We start from the raw sequence: 20,252 nt of genomic DNA on the forward strand, positions 1-20,252 counted from the left end.
CGCGGGTCGACGCTGCGGGCGCACCGGCGCACACGCGCCGGTGCGCCCGCGCGGTCGGGTCGTCCGCCGTCAGAGGGCGATCGGCACGCGGGTGGTGAGCAGACCGACGTCCCCGAGGAACCGCTCCAGCGCGAGGGTCGCCATGCCGATGGCCGCCGAGTTGCCGCGGACGGTGGAGATGCCGACGGTGTGGTCGGTCGTGGTGCCGCGCGGCGCCTGCGCACGCACCTGCGCCACGGTGCCCGGCAGCAGGTGCTCACCCAGCGCCCACGCGGTCCACCCCGTGAGCATGACGAGCTCGGGGTTGATGACCGCCACCAGGTCCGCGATCGCGGAGCCCAGGTAGTCGGCCGTCCGTTCCACCGTGCGCACGGCCGCCGGGTCCGGGTCGGCGGCGTCGAGCGCCGCGGCCAGGCCGGCGATGAAGTCGCTCTGCTGCTGCGTCCCGGTCAGCGGGTGGTCCGGGGCGGTCTCGCGCAGCGTCTGCTGGATCCCCGGCGCCCCCACGTACGCCTCGACGCACCCGCGGCGTCCGCACCGGCAGCCGCGCCCCTCGTGCACCAGCAGGGTGTGACCCCACTCCCCGGCGGAGTTGGTGGCGCCCCGCAGCACGGCACCGTCGAGCACGATGCCGGCACCCACGCCGGTCCCGAGGTTGACGGTCACCAGGCTGTCGACGCCGCGCCCGGCGCCGAGCCACAGCTCGGCGGTCGCGATCGCCTTGAGGGGGTTCTCCACGACGATCGGGGCGTCGAGACGTCCGCGCAGCAGGTCCAGGACGCCGACGCCGCGCCAGTGCCACGCGGGCACGACCACGGACATCGCCCCGTCGCGCCCCTGCACCAGCCCCGGCAGCGCGACGCCCACACCCAGCAGGTCGGACCTGTCGCGGCCGGCCTCGCGCAGCGCCGCGTCGAGCGAGCGGAGCACGCCGCCCACGACGTGCTCGGGCGACTCCACACGCTCGTCGAGCGGGACGTCGGCGCGCGCGAGCTCGGTGAGGGCGGCATCGAACACGTGCGTCGAGACGTACGTCTCGGCGACGTCGACGCCCGCGAGGATGCCCCGCGCGCCGCGGATCGCCAGCGTGGTGGTGGGCCGGCCCACACCGCTCGCCGAGACCCCGGTCTCCGCGACCAGCCCCTCCGCCAGCAGCTCGGACACGACCGTGGCGACCGTGGCGAGGCTCAGCCCGGTGGTCCGCGCCAGCCCGTTGCGGGTCGCGCCGCCCTCGGCCAGCAGCGCGTGCAGCACGTCGAGGCGCGACTCGCTGCGGATGTCGCGCGACGAGCGCTTCCTCACGGCCATGCGGTCCCCCCGGTCGGCTGCACGAGCACCGCACCCAGCTCGGGCGCCTCGGCTCCGACGGTCCCGCGGACCATCAGCCGGATGATCCCAGAGTTCCAGGCACCGGGCAGCCAGAGCCGACCAGGATCACCCCCGGTGAACCGCGGGCTCGCCGGGTCCCCGAGCCACACGCGGCCCAGCAGCTCACCGTGCGCGTACGCCGCGACGCGCACGTGCGTGCCGGCGAACCGCAGCGAGCAGCCACCGGGCGGCACGTCCACGTCGAGCCACAGCTCCTGGCCGGGCGCCGGGCGCAGCGGCAGGTCCACAGGCTCCGCGGGCGCCGTCCGGCCCGCGAGCGCGACCAGGTCGCGGTCCGGCTGCGGCTCGACCTGCCACCCCTCGACCGGGGCCAGCCGCAGCAGGGTCGCACCGCCCAGGACGCCGGGCACGTGGGGCACGGTGACCGCCACGTCGCGGCCCGCCCCGGGTGCCAGGTGCAGCCACGGGTCGTGCGGCGTCACCAGGTGGTCGGTGCCGTCCACGGTGACCGTGACCGGCGTGCCGAGCCCGGGCAGGTGCAGCGCGTGGTGGTGCGTGCCGTCGACGTCCAGCCCGCGCCGGTACGTGACGGGCGCGCCCACCCGCGTGCTGCTCCACCCGCCGAGCGGGCGCAGCGGCGCGGGGGTGCCGGCCCACTGGGCACCGGGCTCGACGGTCCACAGCGCGTGCACGTCGGACCGCCCCGTGACGGACCACACCCGGCCCAGCCCGCGCAGCGAGCCCATGGCCAGGCCCGGCAGCCGGGCGTCGTCGAAGTTGGGGTGGCCCCACGTCTCCGCGGTCGCGGTCAGGGCGCTCGCCCCGGCCACGGGGACGACGACGGTGGCGCCGAACCCGGCGATCGTGGGCAGCGCGCGGCCGTCCACGGCGAGGTCGACGAGGTCGCCGGCACCCTCGAGGAGCAGCTCGTCGGTGCCCGTCACGTCGGCCGCGTAGTGCGTGCGACCGCGGTGCACGCCGACCTCCTCGGAGGCCGGTGCCGTGCGGTGCTCCCGGGTCGTCCCGTCCCGCGTCGGCAGCGCGAGCCGCCGCGCCGCGGTCAGCCGGACGGGCTCCGCCGCGGGGGTGTCGGCGGGGGCCGTGACCGGGCCGTCCGGGCCCGGGACGTCGACGGGGTGGTGCACGACCACCTGCCACCGCAGGTGCTCGCCGGGCGGGACGCCGTCATCGGACGGCGGTGCGTCGACGACGACGCGCACGGGCGACCCCGGGCGCGGTGCGGGCAGGTCGACGAGCGTGGGGGCGCCGCCGGGTGCCGCCAGCGCCACGGTCCCGGGCACGGCGGCGGCCAGCTCCACGCCGTCGGGGCCGGCACCGACCAGGTCGCCGGTGGCCAGCACGAGCGTGCCGTGCCCGCCGAAGCCCTCGAGCGGCAGGTCACGCAGGACCAGTGCGCAGGCGTGCCCCGGCACCGTGAGCGGCACGGCGGGCAGGTAGTCCGTCGCCGCGAGCTCGAACGTCGCGTCCTCGTCACCGAGGTTGGGCACGCCCAGCAGCGTGCCGCCGCCGTCGAGCACGACGCGCGACGGCGACGCAGCGGTCGGCGCCGTGCCGGTGTACGCGCCGTCGGCCGCACCCGGCACCCCGCGCGCCAGGCGCGGGCCGAGGGTGCGGGTCACCGCGGTGAGGACACGCGCCTCGACGGTCTGCGGGCGGGGCTCCCCGGTCGGCGACAGGTACCCGCCGAAGTCGTAGTCGTGGGTCATGAACCCGCCGGGGTCGCCCCAGTTGCCCGCCGACGGCGTGAACCCGAAGTCGTACCCCGAGGCCTGCAGGTACGGGGCCAGCACCTTGGCGCCGCTGACCAGCAGCCGGCGCAGCGTCACGTGCGCGCGGTTGGTCTCCGTGACCAGCAGCGGCTCGTCCCGGGCGGCGAGGAGGTCGGCGTAGCGCCGCACCTCCGGCTCGACGAACGGCGAGCGGTCGTCCGGGTAGAAGTTGAACGCCGGGGTCACCCCGGGCACCCCGCCGGTGGCCCCGACGAGGTCGCCCTGGCCCGCGCACGCCACGAGCGGGACCTCGACGCCGTGCCGCACCGCCATGTCCCGCAGCGCGCCGACGTAGGCCGCGCGGTCCGCGGTGTCGAAGAAGTCGAGCTCGTTCTCGAGCTGGACCGCCACGACGGGTCCACCCCGGCCGTGCTGCCGCTGCACCAGCAGCGGCAGCACGCGGTCGAACCAGCGCTCGACGTGCGCCAGGTACCGGGGCTCGGCCTGGCGCAGCGCCAGGCCGTCCTCGAGCGGCAGCCACGCGGGCAGCGCACCGCCGTCCCACTCCGAGCAGATGTACGGCCCCGGCCGGGCCAGCACGCCGAGGCCCGCGGCGTGCGCGAGGTCGAGGAACTCCCCGACGTCGCGACGCCCGGTGAAGTCCCACTCGCCCGGCGCGAGCTCGTGGAAGTTCCACGGCACGTACACGTCGACGAGCGTGTAGCCGGTCGCGCGCACCGCGGCCAGGCGTGCCGCCCACTCCTCCCGCGGGATGCGGAAGTAGAACAGCGACGCGCACGCGAGCACCTGCTCCCGGCCGTCGAGCACCAGCCCGCCGGGCCCGAGCCGCACCGTGCCGTCCTGGAGGGTCGTCGTCACTTCACACCCGCGCTTCCGCCGGAGAGGTTCATCTCGTACAGGTACTTCTGGCCGGCGTAGTAGACGGCGATCATCGGCACGGTCAGCAGGATCGAGCCGACCATCACCAGGTTCCACGGCGGCAGCTGCATCGCGTTGCTCGTCGAGGTCATGAACTGCAGGCCGAGGGCCAGCGGCATCATGTCCTCCTGGTTGAGGTAGATGAGCGGGCCCATGAAGTCGCCCCAGGCCGCGGTCAGCGTGAAGATCGCGATCGCGGTGAGGATCGGCCACATCATCGGCAGGACGATCCGGCGGTAGATGCCGAAGTAGCCCAGACCGTCGACCTGCGCGGCCTCGTCGAGCTCGCCCGACACCCGGGAGACGAACTGCCGCACCAGGAACACGTTGAACGCGTTGGAGAAGAAGTTCGGCACGATGAGCGGCAGGAACGTGTTGACCCAGCCGAGCTCCTTGAACAGCAGGAACTGCGGGATCATCGTGATCTGCGCGGGGATCATCATCGTGGCGAGCACGACCATGAACATGACGTTCTTGCCCGGGGCACGCAGCCGCGCGAAGGCGTAGCCCACGAGCGAGGACGACAGCACCTGCCCCACGGCGGCCAGCGTCGCGATGATGACGGAGTTGAGCACGAACCGGCCCACGGGCAGGCCCGTCGCGGTGAACACCGACGCGAAGTTCGACCACTCGAACTCCGTCGGGATGATCGTGAACATGTTCGTCGCGCTCGTCGCGTCGCTGGCCAGCGCGATCGAGACCATGAGCACGAACGGCACGAAGAACATGGCGGAGACGACGAGCAGCACCGCGTACGTCGCGGGTGAGGCCCGGAACGCCTTGAGGGTGCGCGCGTTCGTCTGCTCGCTGCGCGGTCCGGCGGCCAGCGGCGGTGCCTGCGTGATCGGCGTGGCGACAGCCATCACCGCACCTCCGTCTCGTAGAAGACCCATCGTCGGGACGTGCGGAACGCGACGACCGTGAACGCGATGATGACGAGGAACAGCAGCCAGGCGATGGCCGACGCGTAGCCGAACCGGTAGAACCCGAAGGCCTCGCGGAAGAGCAGCGGCACCATCATCATGCTGGCGTTGTCCGGCCCCCCCGAGGTCAGGATGTACACCTGCCCGAAGATCTGGAACGCCCCGATCAGGCCCATGACCAGGTTGAAGAAGATGATCGGCGTGATCTGCGGGAAGGTGATCGACCAGAACTGGCGCACCGACCCGGCGCCGTCGATCTCCGCGGCCTCGTAGAACTCCCGCGGGACCCCGTTCATCGCCGACAGCAGCAGGACGGTGGCCCCGCCCGCACCCCACGCGGAGAGCACGACGAGCGCCGGCTTCACCCAGGTCGGGTCCAGCAGCCAGCTCGGGCCGGTCAGCCCGAGCACCCCGAGCAGGTCGTTCAGCGGCCCGGACGGCGCGAGCACCATCTTGAAGACCATCGCGGTGGCGACCAGCGGCACCAGCGTGGGCAGGTAGATGAGCGTGCGGAAGAGCTTGCGACCGCGGATCCGCTTGTTGAGCAGGTTGGCCAGCCACACCCCGATCGCCAGGCCCAGCGGCACCGAGACGAGCGCGTAGAAGAACGTGTTGCCCAGGGCCTTCCAGAAGACCGGGTCACCGGTCAGCGCCGTCGTGTAGTTCTCGAACCCGACGAACGTCGGCGGGGTGAAGGAGTCCCACTCGGTGAGCGAGATGGCGATCGAGGCGACCATCGGGCCCAGCAGGAACCCGACGAACCCGATGAGCCACGGGGAGATGAACAGCCAGAACCAGCGCGCCTCGACCTTGCGCCGCCGGGTGAGCTTCTGGCGAGGCGCCCTGCGCCCCCCGGCACGGTGCGGGCGGGTCGCCCGCACCGTGCCGAGGGCCTCGCCGAGGTCGACGGCCATCAGCGCGCCGGCTTGATGACGGTCTCGAGCTTCTTCTGGATCACGTCGAGCTGGGCCTTGGCGTCGCCACCCTCGTTCCAGAACGTCCCGAGGTTGTCGTCGAAGGCGGCCTGCATCTGGTTCCACTCGGGGATGAGCGGGGAGGTGAAGACGAAGGCGGAGGACGCGCCGAACGCGGACATGTCGACCTCGCGGGTGGCCCACTCCGGCTTGAGGAACTCCTCCGAGCCCTGCACCTCGAGGTTGGCGGGCACGTCCTGGGCGTTCTTGATGATGACCTGCTGCGCCTCGGCGTCCGTGAGGAAGTCGATGGCCGCGAACGCCTGCTCGGCGTGCTTGCTGTCGCGGGAGATCGCCAGGCCGGAGCCGAACGCGGACACCGCCTGCTCGTCGCCCTGCCACAGGGGCGCGATGTCCCACTCGAAGTCGGCCTCGAGCAGGGAGTTGATCGCCCAGAAGCCGGTCGTGTTCATCGCGACCTTCTGGGCCGCGAACGCCGGGTCGCCGCCCATGTCGGGGCCCATGTCCGCGTACTCGGCGGCGGTGGGCACGACGTGGTGCACGTGCGTGAGGTCGTTGGCCCACTGCAGGGCCTCGACGACCTCGGGCGAGTTGGCGGCGGGCAGGCCGTCCTCGTCGATGATCCGGCCGCCGTTCTGGTAGGCGAAGGACCACCACTGCGCCCACCAGCCCGCCCCGGCGTAGCCCCACTGCTCGCCGGGGATCGTGAGCTGCTCCATCGCCGCCTGCGCGTCCTCCCACGTCCACTCGGCGCTGGGGTACTCGACGCCCGCGGCGTCGAACATGTCCTTGTTGTAGTAGACGATCATGGCGCCGGAACGGTCGGGCACGGCGTAGACGCTGCCGTCGTAGGAGTACAGCGTGCCGACGGGGCCGAACCGCTCCTCGAGGTCGAGCCCCGCGTCCGCCGCCAGGTCGTCGAGCGGGAGGATCTGCTTCTTCGAGGAGTAGACGTTCACGCCCTCGGCGACCTGCATGATGTCGGGTCCGTCGCCGCCGGCGATCATCGTCTGGACCTTCTGCTCGTACTGCTCGCCGGGGATCAGCTGGAGCTTGATGGAGATCTCGTCCTGCGAGGCCTCGAACAGGTCGATGCGCTCCTGGTACGACTTCTTGTCGACGTCGCCGCCCCACACCGTCATCGTGAGGGTCACAGGCCCGTCCGCCGCCGCGTCGCCCCCGCCGCTGCCGCACGCCGCCAGCGCGAGAGTGCTCAGTGCGGCGATGGCCGCCGTCCCGGTGCGCCTCACGCGTGATCCCGTGGTGCCCATGACTGTCCGCCTCTCTGCGGTCGCCCGGTGCGGACCCCGTCGTCCGAGCACCGTCGCGAAACTGTGGCGGTAAATATAACCATTGGAGTAATGCCCTGGCGATCACCCTCACGGGGGGATCCGGGAGGGTCGGGGCCGGCCGAGGTCGCCGGGGCCGGCAGCCGCAGCCGCCGACGAGCGTGCTCCGCCCCCAGGATTCGAACCTGGACCGCAAGGCTCCAAAGGCCTGCATGCTGCCGTTACACCAGGGCGGACCGGCGTCCCAGTCTGCCAGCCCGCGGGAGCGGCGCCGCGCAGGCGGCGGGCACCTCGGCCGTCCCGGCGCCCCGCACGGCACAATGGGGCCCATGGCCTCCGACCCCAAGCGGTCCCGCGCGCGCATGACCGGCGTCGAACGGCGCGCGCAGCTGCTGGACGTGTCGCGCACCCTGTTCGCGGAGAAGGGCTTCGACAACACGTCGGTGGAGGAGATCGCGGCCCGCGCCGGGGTGTCCAAGCCGGTCGTCTACGAGCACTTCGGGGGCAAGGAAGGCGTGTACGCGGTCGTCGTCGACCGCGAGATCCAGGCCCTGACCGGTGCGCTCACCGGGGCGCTCGAGGGCGGCGGCCACCCGCGTGCCCTGCTCGAGCGGACGACCCTGGCCCTGCTGTCGTACATCGAGACGTCGGAGGCGGGGTTCCGCATCCTCGTCCGCGACTCCCCCGTCGCGCAGGCCACCGGCACGTTCTCCTCGCTCATCGGCGACGTCGCCACGCAGGTGGAGCACCTGCTGGCCAACGAGTTCCGCAAGCGCGGGCTCGACGCGCGCACCGCGCCCATCTACGCGCAGATGCTGGTGGGGATGGTCGCGCTCACCGGCCAGTGGTGGCTCGACGCGCGCAGCCCGCGCAAGGCCGAGGTCGCGGCGCACCTGGTCAACCTGGCGTGGAACGGCCTGGAGGCGCTCGAGCGGCACCCGCAGCTCGACAAGCCGCCCGCCCCGTAGCCCGTCCGCACGCCCGGTGTCTTGACGTCGACTAATCTCGGACCATGGCCGACAGCGACACCGCAGGGCCGCCCCGCGACGAGGTCGACCGCATCGTCCTCGCGTGGCAGCGCGAGCGACCCGACCTGGACGTCCGGCCCCTGACCGTGCTGTCCCGGGTGAGCCGCCTCGCGCGGCACCTCGACCTCGCGCGACGCGGCGCGTTCGCGCGGCACGGCCTGGAGACGTGGGAGTTCGACGTGCTCGCGGCGCTGCGCCGCGCCGGCGAGCCGTACCGGCTGTCCCCCGGCGCGCTGCTGACGCAGACCCTCGTGACCAGCGGGACCATGACCAACCGCATCGACCGGCTCGCGGAGCAGGGTCTGGTGGAGCGCCAGCCGTCCCCCGACGACCGGCGCGGGGTCCTGGTCACCCTCACCCCGGCGGGCCTGCAGCGCGTCGACGAGGCGTTCGCGGACCTGCTGGACGTCGAGCGGGGCCTCATCGGGGAGCTCCCGGAGGAGGACCGCGAGCGCCTCGCCGCGCTGCTGCGCGACGTCCTCACCCTGTTCGACGCGTCCTGAGCGCGCCGCGCACCGACGGCCTCCGCGCGGTCAGTCGCGGTGCCCGCGCTGGGACAGGCGGTCGAGGGCACGCTCGGCGTGCAGCCGGTGCCGGTCGAGCCAGGTGCGCGCCGTGAGCGTGCCGTCCGGGGTCAGCCGGTACGTGCGCACGCGGCCGACCTTCCGGGACACCACCACGCCCGCCCGCTCCAGGACCGCGAGGTGCTGGACCACGGCCGGCATCGACATCGCGAACGGCTCGGCGAGCGCGGACACCGACGCCGCCTCCCGCGCGAGCCGCTCGACGATGGCCCGGCGGGTCGCGTCGGACAACGCGTGGAACAGCCTGTCCAGCTCGGCGTCGGGCGAGGGCTGCGGCATCTCGATCGGCCGCATGTAGGAGCGCTCCGTCGCCGTCCCGTTCGTCAGCTCACCGTTCGTCGACATGTCACCACCCGTCCTCGCTCCGGCCCGGTCGTCTCCATCCTGCGGAGGAACGCCGCGCCGCGCCACGGCTAGCCCGCAGTCTCGGCGGCGTCGAGCCATGCGGCCTCGAGCTCGTCGCGCTCCGCGGCCAGCGTCCGCAGCTCCGCGTCGAGCGCCAGCACGGCCGTGTGGTCGGTCGCCTGCTCGGCCATGCGGCGGTGCAGGTCCGCCTCCAGCGCGGAGATGCGCTCCAGCCGGCGCTCGATGCGCTGCACCTCCTTGCGGGCGGCCCGCACCTCCGCCGCGGACGGGGCCGGCGGCCCGTCGACGGCGCCGCCCGACGGGGCCGCGGCACCACCGGCGCCGGACGCGCCGGGGGCGACCCCGGCCGCCGCGCGCGCCATCGCCCCGCCGACGCCACCGGTCGCCCGGGCGTCAGCGGCGCCGGCGGCGAGCGCCACCCCGCGCAGCTGCAGGTACTCCTCGACGCCGCCGGGCAGGTCCCGCAGGTGCCCGTCACCGAGCAGCGCCACCTGCCGGTCGCAGACCCGCTCGAGCAGGTAGCGGTCGTGCGAGACGACGACCAGCGTGCCGGGCCAGCCGTCGAGCAGGTCCTCGACCGCGGCCAGCGTGTCGGTGTCGAGGTCGTTGGTGGGCTCGTCGAGCAGCAGCACGTTGGGCTCGGCCACCAGCAGCCGCAGCAGCTGCAGCCGGCGGCGCTCCCCGCCCGACAGCTCCCGCACGAGGGTGCGGGCGCGCTCGCGCGTGAACCCGAGCTTCTCGACCAGCTGGGCCGCGGTCAGCTCCTTGCCACCGACGACGACGGTGCGCTTCTCGCGCTCGACGGCCTCGACGACGGTCAGGTCCGCGACCTCGTCGAGGTCCTCGACGTCCTGGCGCAGCTCGGCCACGCGCACGGTCTTGCCCCGGCGCACCCGTCCCGCGGTGGGGACGACCTGCCCCGTGAGCAGCCGCAGCATGGTCGTCTTGCCGGCCCCGTTGACGCCGACGACCCCGTACCGGTCCCCCGGGCCGAGCCGCCACGTGACGTCGTCGAGCAGCACGCGCCCGTCGGGCAGCGTGTAGGTGACGTCCTCGAGGTCGAGCACGTCCTTGCCGAGCCGGGCGGTGGCGGTGCGCGCCAGCGCGAGGGAGTCGCGCGGCGGCGGCTCGTCGGCGATGAGCGCGGTGGCGGCGTCGATCCGGAACTTCGGCTTGGACGTCCGCGCGGGGGCGCCGCGGCGCAGCCACGCCAGCTCCTTGCGCAGCAGGTTCTGCCGCTTCGACTCGACCGTCGCGGCCTGCTGCGCGCGCTCGGCGCGCGCCAGCACGTAGGCGGCGTACCCGCCCTCGTACTGGTCGACGACCCCGTCGTGCACCTCCCAGGTCCGGGTGCAGACCGCATCGAGGAACCACCGGTCGTGGGTCACGACGACCAGGGCACCGCCGCCGCGCGCGTACCGGTCCACGAGGTACCCCGCCAGCCACGCGACGCCCTCGACGTCGAGGTGGTTGGTGGGCTCGTCGAGCACGAGCACCTCGTCGTCGCGGACCAGCAGCGCCGCGAGCGCGACGCGGCGCCGCTGGCCGCCGGACAGCTTCGCCAGCGGGGCGTCGAGGTCGACGTCCGCGAGCAGGCCGCTGTGGACGGCGCGGACGCGGGCGTCGGACGCCCACTCGTGCGCGTCGGCGGAGCCGTGGACGGCGTCGAGCACCGTGCCGGGGCCCAGGTCGTCGCGCTGGTCGAGCAGGGCGACCCGGGTGCCGCCGGCGCGGGTGACGCGGCCGGTGTCGGGCTCCTGACGACCGGCGAGCACGCGCAGGAGCGTGGACTTGCCGGCGCCGTTGGGTCCGACGACGCCGATGCGCTGGCCGTCGTCGACCCCGAGGCTGACGCCGTCGAGGAGGGTGCGGGTACCGAGGGTGAGGTGGACGCGATCGGCGCCGAGAAGGTGGGGCATGAGGATCTCAGCGTGCCAGGTACCCCGCCGACCTGTCGAAGAGACCGCGGGTGCCCCCCTCGCGTCCCTCCGGGAGGTCGAGGCCGCGCCGCGCCGTCACGACCGTCAGTCCGAGCCCGACCCGGCCAGCACCTCGCGGACCCGCACGCGCCCGCCCATCCGCAGCACCGACCGCTCGTAGATCCGCGCGGCGACCGCGATCACGGCGAGGCACGACACCACCAGCACCGCCAGCGACAGCAGCGGCTCCCACCACGCCGCCTCGCCGAGGAACAGCCGCACCGGCATCCCCACCGGCGCGCTGAACGGGACGTACGACATCACGGTCATCACCGTGGCGTTGTCGTTGAAGAACACCACGAGGAAGTACGGCAGCATCGTCAGCCACATGGCCGGCTGCAGCACCACACCCGTGTCCTCGACGCGCGACACCAGCGACGCGCTCGCCGCGTAGACCGCCGCCAGCAGCACGAACCCGATCGCGAAGAACACCACGAACCACACCAGCGGCGTGCCGAGCATGGTGAGCAGGTCGTCCTGGCCGGTCACGACGAGGGCGAGGACCGAGACCGCCGCGATCGCCGCCGTCTGCCCCAGCGCGAGCACCGAGTTGCCGAGGATCTTCCCGGCCAGCAGCGCGCGGGCCGGGACCGCCGACAGCAGGAGCTCGACCGTGCGCGTCTGCTTCTCCGTCACGGTGTTCTGCGCGATCGTCGAGCCGAAGCCGATCGCCGACATCATGAACACCAGACCGAACGCGAAGGTCACGATGTACCGGACGCCGCCCTCGGCCGCGGCCGGGTCGAGCAGCTCGACGTCCGGCTCGACCGTCAGGGCGCCCAGGAGCACCTGTGGCGCCGAGCTCATCGCGACCACGTCGACGCCCAGCGGGCCGTCGCCCGGGACCACGGCGGCGTCCACGTCACCGGCGCGCACCGCCTCGACGGCGGCGGCGCGGTCCGCGACGTCGCGCACCTCCAGGCCCTCCGTCGTCGGCACCTGCCCCGCGACGGACGAGACGACGGCCACCGGCACGTCGTCCCCCGTCCGCCCCGAGAACACCGAGCTCAGGATGATCGCCGCGAGCACCCCCACCAGCAGGATCGCCGTGGAGATGAGGAACGACTTGGTCCGGACCTGCGACGTGATCTCCCGCTCGGCGACCAGCAGCGTGGCCCGACCCAGGGACGGCGGGGTCGGCGCGGGGGGACGGGTGCTCATCGGGCCACCTCTTCCAGCTCGGGCTCGTCGGCCACGACGTCGCGGAAGATCTCCGAGAGCGTCGGCCGCAGGGGGGTGAACGCGCGCACCGGACCGCGCGCCAGGGCGGACGTCAGCACCTGCTGGGCGACGTCCTCCGGGGCCTCGAAGACGGCCGAGCCGCCCGCGAGCTCGTCGACGCGCACCTGCGGCACGTCGCGCAGCCAGCCCATGTCGCCCTCGGCGACGATCTCATGACGCGCCGTGCCGAACCGCCGCCGCAGGTCGTCGCGCGTGCCGGCGGCACGCACCCGGCCGCCGGCGATGATGACGAGGTCGTCGCACAGCCGCTCGACCACGTCGAGCTGGTGCGAGGAGAACAGCACGGGCACGCCCTGCGCGGCCCGCTCGGCGAGGACGCCCTGCACGACCTCCACGGCCATGGGGTCCAGGCCGGAGAACGGCTCGTCCAGCACCAGCACGTCGGGGTCGTGCACGAGCGCCGCGGCGACCTGCGCCCGCTGCTGGTTGCCCAGCGACAGGCTCTCGACCGGGTCCTTGGCCCGGGCCGACAGGCCCAGCCGCTCGACGAGGGCCTCGGCACGCTGGGTGGCACCCGACCTGTCGAACCCGTGCAGCCGCGCCAGGTAGGTGAGGTGCTCGACGAGCTGCATCTTCGGGTACAGGCCGCGCTCCTCGGGCATGTAGCCGAACCGGGCGCGCTGCGCACCGGCCACCGGCGTCCCGTCGATCGTCACGGTCCCCGCGTGCGGCGCCAGGACCCCGAGGATGATGCGCATCGTCGTCGTCTTGCCCGCACCGTTGCCGCCGACGAACCCGGTGAGCCGCCCCTGCCCGACCGTGAAGCTCACGTCGTCGAGCACGAGCCGGTCACCGAACGACCGGCTGATCCCGCGCAGCTCGAGCATCGTCCCTCCCTGCCGTTGCCGCGTCCGGGCCTCCCGGACGTCTGCCACCACGGTAGGCAGGGCACCGCCCCCGGCGGATCGGGCGCTGGGCCGATCCTGCGTCTCCGTCCCGGGACGGAGACGGCTCAGCCGGTCAGGCCGTGCTCGTGGGCGTAGACGACCGCCTGGACGCGGTCGCGCAGGCCCAGCTTGGCCAGCAGGTTGGACACGTGGGTCTTGACCGTGGCGCGGCTGACCACGAGGTCGGCGGCGATCTCGTCGTTGTTGAGCCCTCGGGCGACGAGCGCGAGGACCTCCTGCTCCCGTTCCGTGAGGGGCACGACGGGCTGCGCGGCGGGGCGCGTCGGAGCACGCTCGCTCACCGCGCGGGCGATGACCGCGCGCGTGACCTCGGGCGACAGCAGACCCTCACCGGCGGCCGCGCTGAGCACGGCCTCCGTGAGCTGCTCCGGGCGGGACGTCTTGAGCAGGTAGCCCACCGCACCGGCGTGCAGCGCCTCGACCAGGTAGTCGTCACGGTTGAAGGTCGTGAGGACCACCACCGCCGCCGTCAGCGCCTCGTCCGCGACGATGCGCCGCGTGGCCTCCAGCCCGTCCATGTCCGGCATCTGCACGTCCATGCACACGACGTCCGGCCGCGTCGCGCGCACGACGTCCAGGGCCTGCGCACCGGTGCTCGCCTCGCCGACGACCTCGATGGCGGGGTGCGCCGACAGGATCGTGCCGATCCCGGCACGCAGCAGGGCCTGGTCGTCCACGAGCACCACACGCACGGGCGTCGTCATCGCTGTCCTCCGTCGTCCGTGCCGCGACGCGCGCCGCGGTCCTCAGTCATCGTCCCGGGCCCGCGCCACGGCGACCGCCGCCAGCGGCAGGCGCACCCGCACCACGAACCCGCCGGACCGTCGCCGGCTCGCCTCGAACGTCCCGCCGTCGGCGACCGCGCGCTCCCGCATCCCGATCAGGCCCAGCCCCGTCGACGGCGCGGACGCAGCACGGCCACCCCCGCCGTCGTCGGACACCTCCAGCTCGACCTCCTCGGCCAGCCACCGCAGACGGACCTCCGCCCGGACGTCCGGTCCGGCGTGCTTGCGCACGTTGGTCAGGGCCTCCTGCGCGATGCGGTAGAGGTTGAGCGAGGCCAGCGGTGTGAGGCGTCGCGGCTCCCCGACCACCTGGTAGCCGACGTGCGTGCCGGCGGCCCGCACGCGCTCCACCAGGTCGGGCAGGGCGTCGACGTCCAGCGACCCGGTGGGCTCGTCGGGCGCCGGGGTCGCGGGCGCGCGCGTCACCGCCGCCGACGCCACCCCGCCGTCGCGCAGCATGCCGAGGATGCCGTGCAGCTCGCGCACCGCGTCCCGCGCGGACTCCTCGACGTGCCCCAGGGCCACCGCCGCCCGGTCGGGGTCGCCACCGAGCAGCATGCGGGCAGCGGCGGCCTGCACGCCCATGAGGGACACGTGGTGGGCGACGGCGTCGTGCAGCTCGCGCGCCAGCCGCAACCGCTCCAGCGTGACCGCCTGCTCCTCGGCACGGCGGCGCTCGAGCACCAGCAGGTGCGTGCGCCACGCGGTGCGCGCCCGTTCGCGCGCCGAGCGCCAGGCGTGCTCACCGAAGAACCAGGCCCCCGCGAAGTACAGGACGTTGGTCAGCAGCTGCAGCAGGGTGAAGGCCACGAACGGCGAGAACGCCCCGGCCTGGTCCGGCAGGTCGTCGGCCATCGACGGGTCCGTGGCCGCCATGAACAGGGCCACGAGCAGCCAGACGATCATCGCGACCACGACGACGGCGCGGACCAGGGCGGCGCGTCGGCGGTCCGCCTCCCACGCACCCACGGTGTACATGGCGCAGAACAGCGCGATGTTCGAGATCAGCGTCTCGGGCACCGACAGCGACTGCGCCGTGATGAACGCGGTGGCGACCACCAGCAGCACCGCCGCGGGCCACCGGCGGCGCACGGCGAGCGGCACCGTGGTGGCCGCGAGCAGCAGCGCCGACACCCAGCCGGGCGCGGGCTCGGTGAACATGCCGGAGACCTGCACGAGCACCATGGCGAGCAGCGCCCCGAGGTAGAGGCCGCCGGCGAGCATCACGTCCCAGCGCAGCGCGTCGGCGTCCGGCGCCGGGCGCACCCACCCGCGCTCGTCGGGGTCGACCGCCGGCCGCGCCGCCAGACCCGTCGACGGGTCCGTCGGCACGCGCGCCGGCTCGGTGGTCGCGCGCGTCGGCAGGTCGTGCGCCACGGTCACTCCCCCGGCACCACCCGGGCGCCGGCCACGGGGCCGGTCGCGGTGAGCACACGGTCGGCCACGCCCGACGCGGTGAACGCGGCCGCGACCGCCAGCGCGTGCTGCCGGTTGCGGGCCAGCGCCGCCACCGTGGGCCCGGACCCGGAGACCACCACACCGAGGGCACCGGCGTCGGTCGCGACCGCCAGCGGCTCGGTGAGGCCCGGGTCGAGCTCGATCGCGGCACTCTCCAGGTCGTTGTGCAGCGCAGCACCGAGCGCCGCCGCGTCGCCCGCGCGCAGCGCCTGCATGAGCGGCACGTCCTGCTCGTCGTCCGGGGGGACGGCGGTCTCGCCGTGCAGGTCGTCGAAGGCGTCGTAGACGGCGGCGGTCGACAGGCCACGGTCCTGCACCGCGAACGCCCAGTGGAACTCCCCGCGGCTCAGCGCGGGCGTCAGCAGGTGCCCCCGCCCCTGGCCGACCGCGGTGTGGCCCAGCAGCGAGAAGGGCACGTCGGACCCCAGCCCGGCCGCGAGCTCGAGCAGGTCGTCACGGGACAGCCCCGCGTTCCACAGCGCGTCGCACGCCACGAGCGCGGCCGCCGCGTCGGCGGAGCCGCCCGCCATGCCGCCGGCCACGGGCACGCCCTTGACCAGGTGCAGGTGGACGGCCTCGTCGATGCCGGCGCGCTCGGCCACCGCACGGGCCGCGCGCAGGGCCAGGTTGGACGCGTCGGTGGGCACGGCCTCGGCCTGCGCCCCGCTGACGCTCAGCCCGAAGGCGTCGGCGGGCGTCGCGACGACCTCCTCGTACAGGGAGACCGCCTGGAACACCGTGGACACGGGGTGGTAGCCGTCGGCGGCGAGGGGGCCCACGCGCAGCGAGAGGTTGACCTTGCCGGGGGCGCGCACGCGCACGGCACGCTCGGGCAGGTCGTCCCGGGGGGTCGGCATCACGGTGCCACTGTGCCAGGTCGGGGCTGCGCGGGCTGCGCGGATGCCAGCGCCTCGGCGATCCGGGCGAAGCCCACGACGTCCACCTGCTCGCCGCGCGCCTGCGGGTCCAGACCCGCGGCCCGCACGGCCGCCTCCGCCGCGGCCGACGACCCCGCGAGCCCCGCGAGCGCGGAGCGCAGCATCTTGCGCCGCTGCGCGAAGGCCGCGTCGACGACCGCGAACACGTCCTGGCGCGCGACGGTGGCGGGCGGCGGCTCGCGCCGGTCGAGGCGCACCAGCGCCGAGTCCACGTGCGGCGCCGGCCAGAAGACGGCACGCCCCACGGTCGCGGTGCGTCGTGCGGACGCGTACCAGGCGACCTTGGCCGACGGCACGCCGTAGGTGCGGCTGCCCGGCGGGGCGGCGAGCCGGTCGGCGACCTCGGCCTGCACCATGACCAGACCCCGCTGCAGCGAGTCGAACCGCTCGAGGAACGTCAGCAGCACGGGCACCGACACGTTGTACGGCAGGTTGGCGACCAGCGCGGTGGGCGGCGGCCCGGGCAGCGCGGTCACGGTCAGCGCGTCCTGCGTGACGACGGTCAGGCGCGCCCGCCCGTCGGGGTCGCGGAGCACGACCGTCCGGGCGTCGGGCGTCTCGTCGGCCGCCGCCGGGTCGACGGCGAGGCCGGGGACGTGGGCGGCCACCGTCTGCGGCAGCAGCGCCGCGAGCACGGGGTCGATCTCGACGGCCACGACGTCGGCGCCGGCCTCGAGCAGCCCGAGCGTGAGGGAGCCCAGGCCCGGGCCGATCTCCACGACGCGCTCGCCCGCGGCCACGTCGGCCTGGCGCACGATCTTGCGGACCGTGCCCGCGTCGAGGACGAAGTTCTGCCCGAGGGTCTTGGTGGGCCGCACACCGGCACGCTGCGCGAGCGCCCGGATCTCCGCAGGCCCGAGCAGGGTGATCGCCGACATGGCCCCCGAGCCTACGTGGCGCGGCCCTGCCGACGGACCGCCGACCGGTCCGGCGGTGCAGACGGCGACGGACCGCCACCCGCGGTCACGGGGTGGCGGTCCGTCGTCAGGCGACCGTCAGCTGAACAGGTTCTTGCCGCAGTGCGGCCACTGCCCGGCGCCGGCACGGTTGTAGAGCATCTTGGCGCGGGCGGTCTGCTCCTCGGCCGAGGCCTGCGAGGGCAGCCCGGAGCCGCCGACGGCCTGCCACGTGGCGACCGAGAACTGGTACAGCCCGTGGTACTTGCCGGTCGGCGAGACCGCGTCGACCCGGCCACCCGACTCGCAGCGGGCGAGCGCCGCCCAGTTGAGCGAGTCGGCGCTGCCGCCGGCCGTGATGGGGCCGGGCGCCGGGGACGAGCCCGACGACGACGGGGCGGACGGACGCGGGGCCGGGGGCGCGACCGGGCGCGCCTTGGTGCCGACGCGGACGACCTCCTCGACGGGCGGCTGCGTGACGTCGCTCAGCGCGACGCGCCCCGACTCCACGCCGTCGACCGTCGTGACGCGCTCGACGATCGAGCGGACGCCCGGCACACCGGCCTGGGCGACGACCTTCTCGCCCGTGTAGCGCGTCGGGTCCTCCTCCGTGCGCGAGGTGAAGGGCACCTCGGACTGCGTGGTGACGTCCTGCTCCGCGACGCGCTGCACGACGACCTGGACGACGTCCTGCTCGCCCTGCTGCACGGTGACGCGGTCGAGCGGCTGCAGGCTCACGTCCAGGTCCGTCAGCGCATCGTTGACCGTGGCGTCCGCGTCCGGCACGGGGTGCACGGCCCCGTCGACCAGGACCTCGGCCTCGTCCCCGAGCGCCAGCTCCATCGGCAGGTCGGTGCGCTGGGCGGACCGGGAGGCGAGCAGCGCCACCGAGTCGGCCCGCGCCGCGAGCGTGTCGAGCGCCTCGTCGGCGGTGAGCGCGGTGGTCCAGACGACCTCCGGCGTGCCGTTGAGGGCGACGAGGATCGCGGACGCCGTCCGCACGACGATCTCCGTGCCGTCCGTCAGGGCGCCGCTGTGCGAGACGGTGTCACGCTGACCGAGCTCGATGCCGTGGTCCTCGAGCAGCCCTTCCACCGAGCCGGCGAACGTCGAGACGCGGGTGACCTCGCCGTCGACGTCGAGCGCGACGGTCTTGTGCGCCTGCGCGTACGCGGTGCCACCTGCGGCGACGACGAGAGCGGCGGTGCCGGCGGCCACGAGGGGCCAGCGACGGCGGCGGCGGTGGTTCTCGGGTGCGGCGTCCTGCGGGGCGTCGGGGGTCGCGGCGTGGGCCGCGGGCGGGGTGTTACCGGTGGGGCGGGCGAAGAACTGCACGAGGCTCCAGGCGTCGTCGATCCCGGGCACGGGGAGAGGCGCAGCGCTCGGCGACGGCGGGCGTCGGGAGCGGCCGCACGACGGAGGGTCCCCGATCCGGCGGTCACGGCGACCTCGGTGGGCCACCGTCGTCACGTCCGGACGGGGGTCACCCGTCCGAGCAATAGCGACACGCGACCGTAACGGAATTGTGACCCCGGGTCCAACCCGCAGCGACGGTGACGCGGGTCACACCGCCCGCGCGCAGGGGTGCGCGCAAGGGTGCCCGGCGTGCGGCAGAAGGTCAGTACCAGCCCTTGGCCTGCGAGTGCGCCCACGCGCCGCAGGGGTTGCCGTACCGCCCGGCGATGTACCCCAGACCCCACGAGATCTGCGTCGCCGGGTTGGTCCGCCAGTCCGCGCCGGCGGAGGCCATCTTGGACCCCGGCAGCGACTGCGGGATGCCGTACGCCCCGGACGACCGGTTCTCGGCGTTCCAGCGCCAGCCGCTCTCCTTGTTCCACAGCGACAGCAGGCAGGCGAACTGGTCGTCGCCCCAGCCGCGCGCGGCGGCCATCTCCTTGCCCATCGCCTGGGCCGTGCCCGGCTCGACCGCCACGGTCGCGGGGTCGGGCAGCTCGGCGGTACCCACCCGGACCACCTGGTGCACCGGCGCGACCGTCTCGACCGACGCGAGCACGGAGCGCCCCACGACCACGCCGCCGACCACGTCGAGCGAGTACGTCGTCGTGCGCTGCCCCGCCCGACCGGCGTTCTTGACGACCTTGTTGCCCTTGACGAGCGTCGGGTCCTCGATCTCCTGGACCTCGAACGGCACCGCCTCGGTCACGGTCTCCCCCGAGGTGACGGCACGCGTCACCAGCACGACGAGCCCGTCGACGGCGGCCGCGTCGAGCGGGACCGACACCTGGTCGGCCTCCTCGAGCACGAGGCCGATCTCGCGGAGCGCGTCGCGCACCGTGGACCCGCTCGTCACCCCGTCGATCACCTGCCCGTCGACCACCAGGTGCACGGTCTTCTGCGTGGAGACCCGCAGCACGTCCCGGCCGACCGTGGCGGAGCGGGACGCCGACAGCCGCACGCCCTCGCGCAGCCCGAGCTCCTCGACCGCCTCGCCGACCGTCAGGGCGGTGGTCCACACGCTCTGCGGACGCCCGTCGACCTCGACGTCGATCTCGCGCCCGTGCCGCACCACGACCTGGCCGGTGCGCCCGACCGCCTGGTCGAGGCCCGGGGCGACGAGGTCGCCGTCGGCCACCTCGATGTCGCCCGCGGCCAGCACGTCGGCGACCGTCCGGCCGAACGTCCGCACGTTCACCTCGGTGCCGTCCACGTCGACCGTCACGTCCTTGTGCATCGCCGCGAACGCGCTGGTGCCGCCCGCGACGAGCGCGAGCACGACGGCCTGCGCGGCGGTGCGTGCGGCCCGGTCGCGCGCACGGGCGGCGCGGCGGCCCGGCACCTGCGGGTGACCGGTCACGGTGTCCTTCGGGTCGGCGGGAGGGACGCTGCCCTGAAGTTCTTCGGCACCTCGCCGTGCGACCTTGACGGGTCGCACCCGGGGCGCCGCACAGACCGTAACCGATCC

Annotated in this window: 17 protein-coding genes, 1 tRNA gene and 1 pseudogene; 2 read left to right on the forward strand and 17 right to left on the reverse strand. The window is 74.4% G+C overall.

The window, feature by feature from the left end; translation table 11 throughout:
• Window positions 1-69 precede the first annotated feature (69 nt).
• The 6 genes from J1G43_RS14090 to J1G43_RS14115 form a co-directional block, all read right to left on the reverse strand.
• Complete coding sequence (locus tag J1G43_RS14090) at window positions 70-1,308, reverse strand: ROK family transcriptional regulator (RefSeq protein ID WP_207342314.1); 1,239 nt, start codon at window positions 1,306-1,308, stop codon at window positions 70-72.
• A complete protein-coding gene (locus tag J1G43_RS14095; RefSeq protein WP_207378688.1) occupies window positions 1,299-3,938 on the reverse strand; it encodes a beta-galactosidase in 2,640 nt (879 codons plus the stop codon). The genes J1G43_RS14090 and J1G43_RS14095 overlap by 10 nt, the downstream gene beginning before the upstream one ends.
• Window positions 3,935-4,861, reverse strand: a complete 927-nt coding sequence (locus J1G43_RS14100) for a carbohydrate ABC transporter permease (protein WP_207342316.1) — start codon at window positions 4,859-4,861, stop codon at window positions 3,935-3,937. The genes J1G43_RS14095 and J1G43_RS14100 overlap by 4 nt, the downstream gene beginning before the upstream one ends.
• Entirely contained in the window at window positions 4,861-5,835 is a 975-nt protein-coding gene (locus J1G43_RS14105; protein WP_207371387.1) for a carbohydrate ABC transporter permease, read from the reverse strand. The genes J1G43_RS14100 and J1G43_RS14105 overlap by 1 nt, the downstream gene beginning before the upstream one ends.
• Entirely contained in the window at window positions 5,835-7,106 is a 1,272-nt protein-coding gene (locus J1G43_RS14110; protein ID WP_249670804.1) for a sugar ABC transporter substrate-binding protein, read from the reverse strand. Before J1G43_RS14110 ends, J1G43_RS14105 begins: the two co-directional genes overlap by 1 nt.
• Before the next feature lie 203 nt (window positions 7,107-7,309).
• Window positions 7,310-7,381 (reverse strand) — tRNA-Gln (locus J1G43_RS14115).
• A gap of 93 nt (window positions 7,382-7,474) precedes the next feature.
• Here J1G43_RS14115 and J1G43_RS14120 point away from each other — a divergent pair.
• Window positions 7,475-8,113 carry a TetR/AcrR family transcriptional regulator gene (locus J1G43_RS14120; RefSeq protein ID WP_372434923.1) on the forward strand — a complete coding sequence of 213 codons (639 nt, stop codon included), beginning with the start codon at window positions 7,475-7,477 and terminating at the stop codon, window positions 8,111-8,113.
• 44 nt (window positions 8,114-8,157) lie between these two features.
• Entirely contained in the window at window positions 8,158-8,676 is a 519-nt protein-coding gene (locus J1G43_RS14125; RefSeq protein WP_207342319.1) for a MarR family winged helix-turn-helix transcriptional regulator, read from the forward strand.
• A 30-nt stretch (window positions 8,677-8,706) separates the two neighbouring features.
• Here the strand turns inward: J1G43_RS14125 and J1G43_RS14130 are convergent, their stop codons facing one another.
• From J1G43_RS14130 to J1G43_RS14175, 11 genes and pseudogenes are all read right to left on the reverse strand, one after another.
• The gene (locus J1G43_RS14130) at window positions 8,707-9,102 is read right to left on the reverse strand and encodes a helix-turn-helix transcriptional regulator (RefSeq protein WP_242635791.1); all 396 of its coding nucleotides are present in this window, start codon (window positions 9,100-9,102) and stop codon (window positions 8,707-8,709) included.
• A 68-nt stretch (window positions 9,103-9,170) separates the two neighbouring features.
• The gene (locus tag J1G43_RS14135; RefSeq protein WP_374191806.1) at window positions 9,171-10,550 is read right to left on the reverse strand and encodes an ABC-F family ATP-binding cassette domain-containing protein; all 1,380 of its coding nucleotides are present in this window, start codon (window positions 10,548-10,550) and stop codon (window positions 9,171-9,173) included.
• 9 nt (window positions 10,551-10,559) lie between these two features.
• A pseudogene (locus J1G43_RS19790) lies at window positions 10,560-11,042 on the reverse strand (ATP-binding cassette domain-containing protein); the annotation flags it as partial.
• Between the two features lie 105 nt (window positions 11,043-11,147).
• Window positions 11,148-12,263, reverse strand: a complete 1,116-nt coding sequence (locus J1G43_RS14140; protein ID WP_207371385.1) for an ABC transporter permease — start codon at window positions 12,261-12,263, stop codon at window positions 11,148-11,150.
• Window positions 12,260-13,171 carry an ABC transporter ATP-binding protein gene (locus J1G43_RS14145; RefSeq protein WP_207342322.1) on the reverse strand — a complete coding sequence of 304 codons (912 nt, stop codon included), beginning with the start codon at window positions 13,169-13,171 and terminating at the stop codon, window positions 12,260-12,262. The genes J1G43_RS14140 and J1G43_RS14145 overlap by 4 nt, the downstream gene beginning before the upstream one ends.
• Before the next feature lie 125 nt (window positions 13,172-13,296).
• Window positions 13,297-13,956 (reverse strand): response regulator transcription factor, encoded by a 660-nt coding sequence (locus J1G43_RS14150; protein WP_207342323.1) that lies wholly within the window; start codon window positions 13,954-13,956, stop codon window positions 13,297-13,299.
• 42 nt (window positions 13,957-13,998) lie between these two features.
• The gene (locus J1G43_RS14155; RefSeq protein WP_307859608.1) at window positions 13,999-15,414 is read right to left on the reverse strand and encodes a sensor histidine kinase; all 1,416 of its coding nucleotides are present in this window, start codon (window positions 15,412-15,414) and stop codon (window positions 13,999-14,001) included.
• Between the two features lie 2 nt (window positions 15,415-15,416).
• On the reverse strand, window positions 15,417-16,352 hold the full coding sequence (locus tag J1G43_RS14160) for a 4-(cytidine 5'-diphospho)-2-C-methyl-D-erythritol kinase (RefSeq protein WP_207342383.1): 936 nt from the start codon (window positions 16,350-16,352) through the stop codon (window positions 15,417-15,419).
• On the reverse strand, window positions 16,352-17,311 hold the full coding sequence (gene rsmA / locus J1G43_RS14165) for a 16S rRNA (adenine(1518)-N(6)/adenine(1519)-N(6))-dimethyltransferase RsmA (protein WP_207342324.1): 960 nt from the start codon (window positions 17,309-17,311) through the stop codon (window positions 16,352-16,354). The genes J1G43_RS14160 and rsmA overlap by 1 nt, the downstream gene beginning before the upstream one ends.
• Window positions 17,312-17,428: 117 nt before the next feature.
• Window positions 17,429-18,694 (reverse strand): resuscitation-promoting factor, encoded by a 1,266-nt coding sequence (locus J1G43_RS19415; protein WP_249670802.1) that lies wholly within the window; start codon window positions 18,692-18,694, stop codon window positions 17,429-17,431.
• A 253-nt stretch (window positions 18,695-18,947) separates the two neighbouring features.
• A complete protein-coding gene (locus J1G43_RS14175) occupies window positions 18,948-20,144 on the reverse strand; it encodes a ubiquitin-like domain-containing protein (RefSeq protein ID WP_207342325.1) in 1,197 nt (398 codons plus the stop codon).
• Window positions 20,145-20,252: the final 108 nt, after the last annotated feature.

The organism is Cellulomonas sp. zg-ZUI22 (genome assembly GCF_017353535.1).
GTDB lineage: Bacteria > Actinomycetota > Actinomycetes > Actinomycetales > Cellulomonadaceae > Cellulomonas > Cellulomonas wangleii.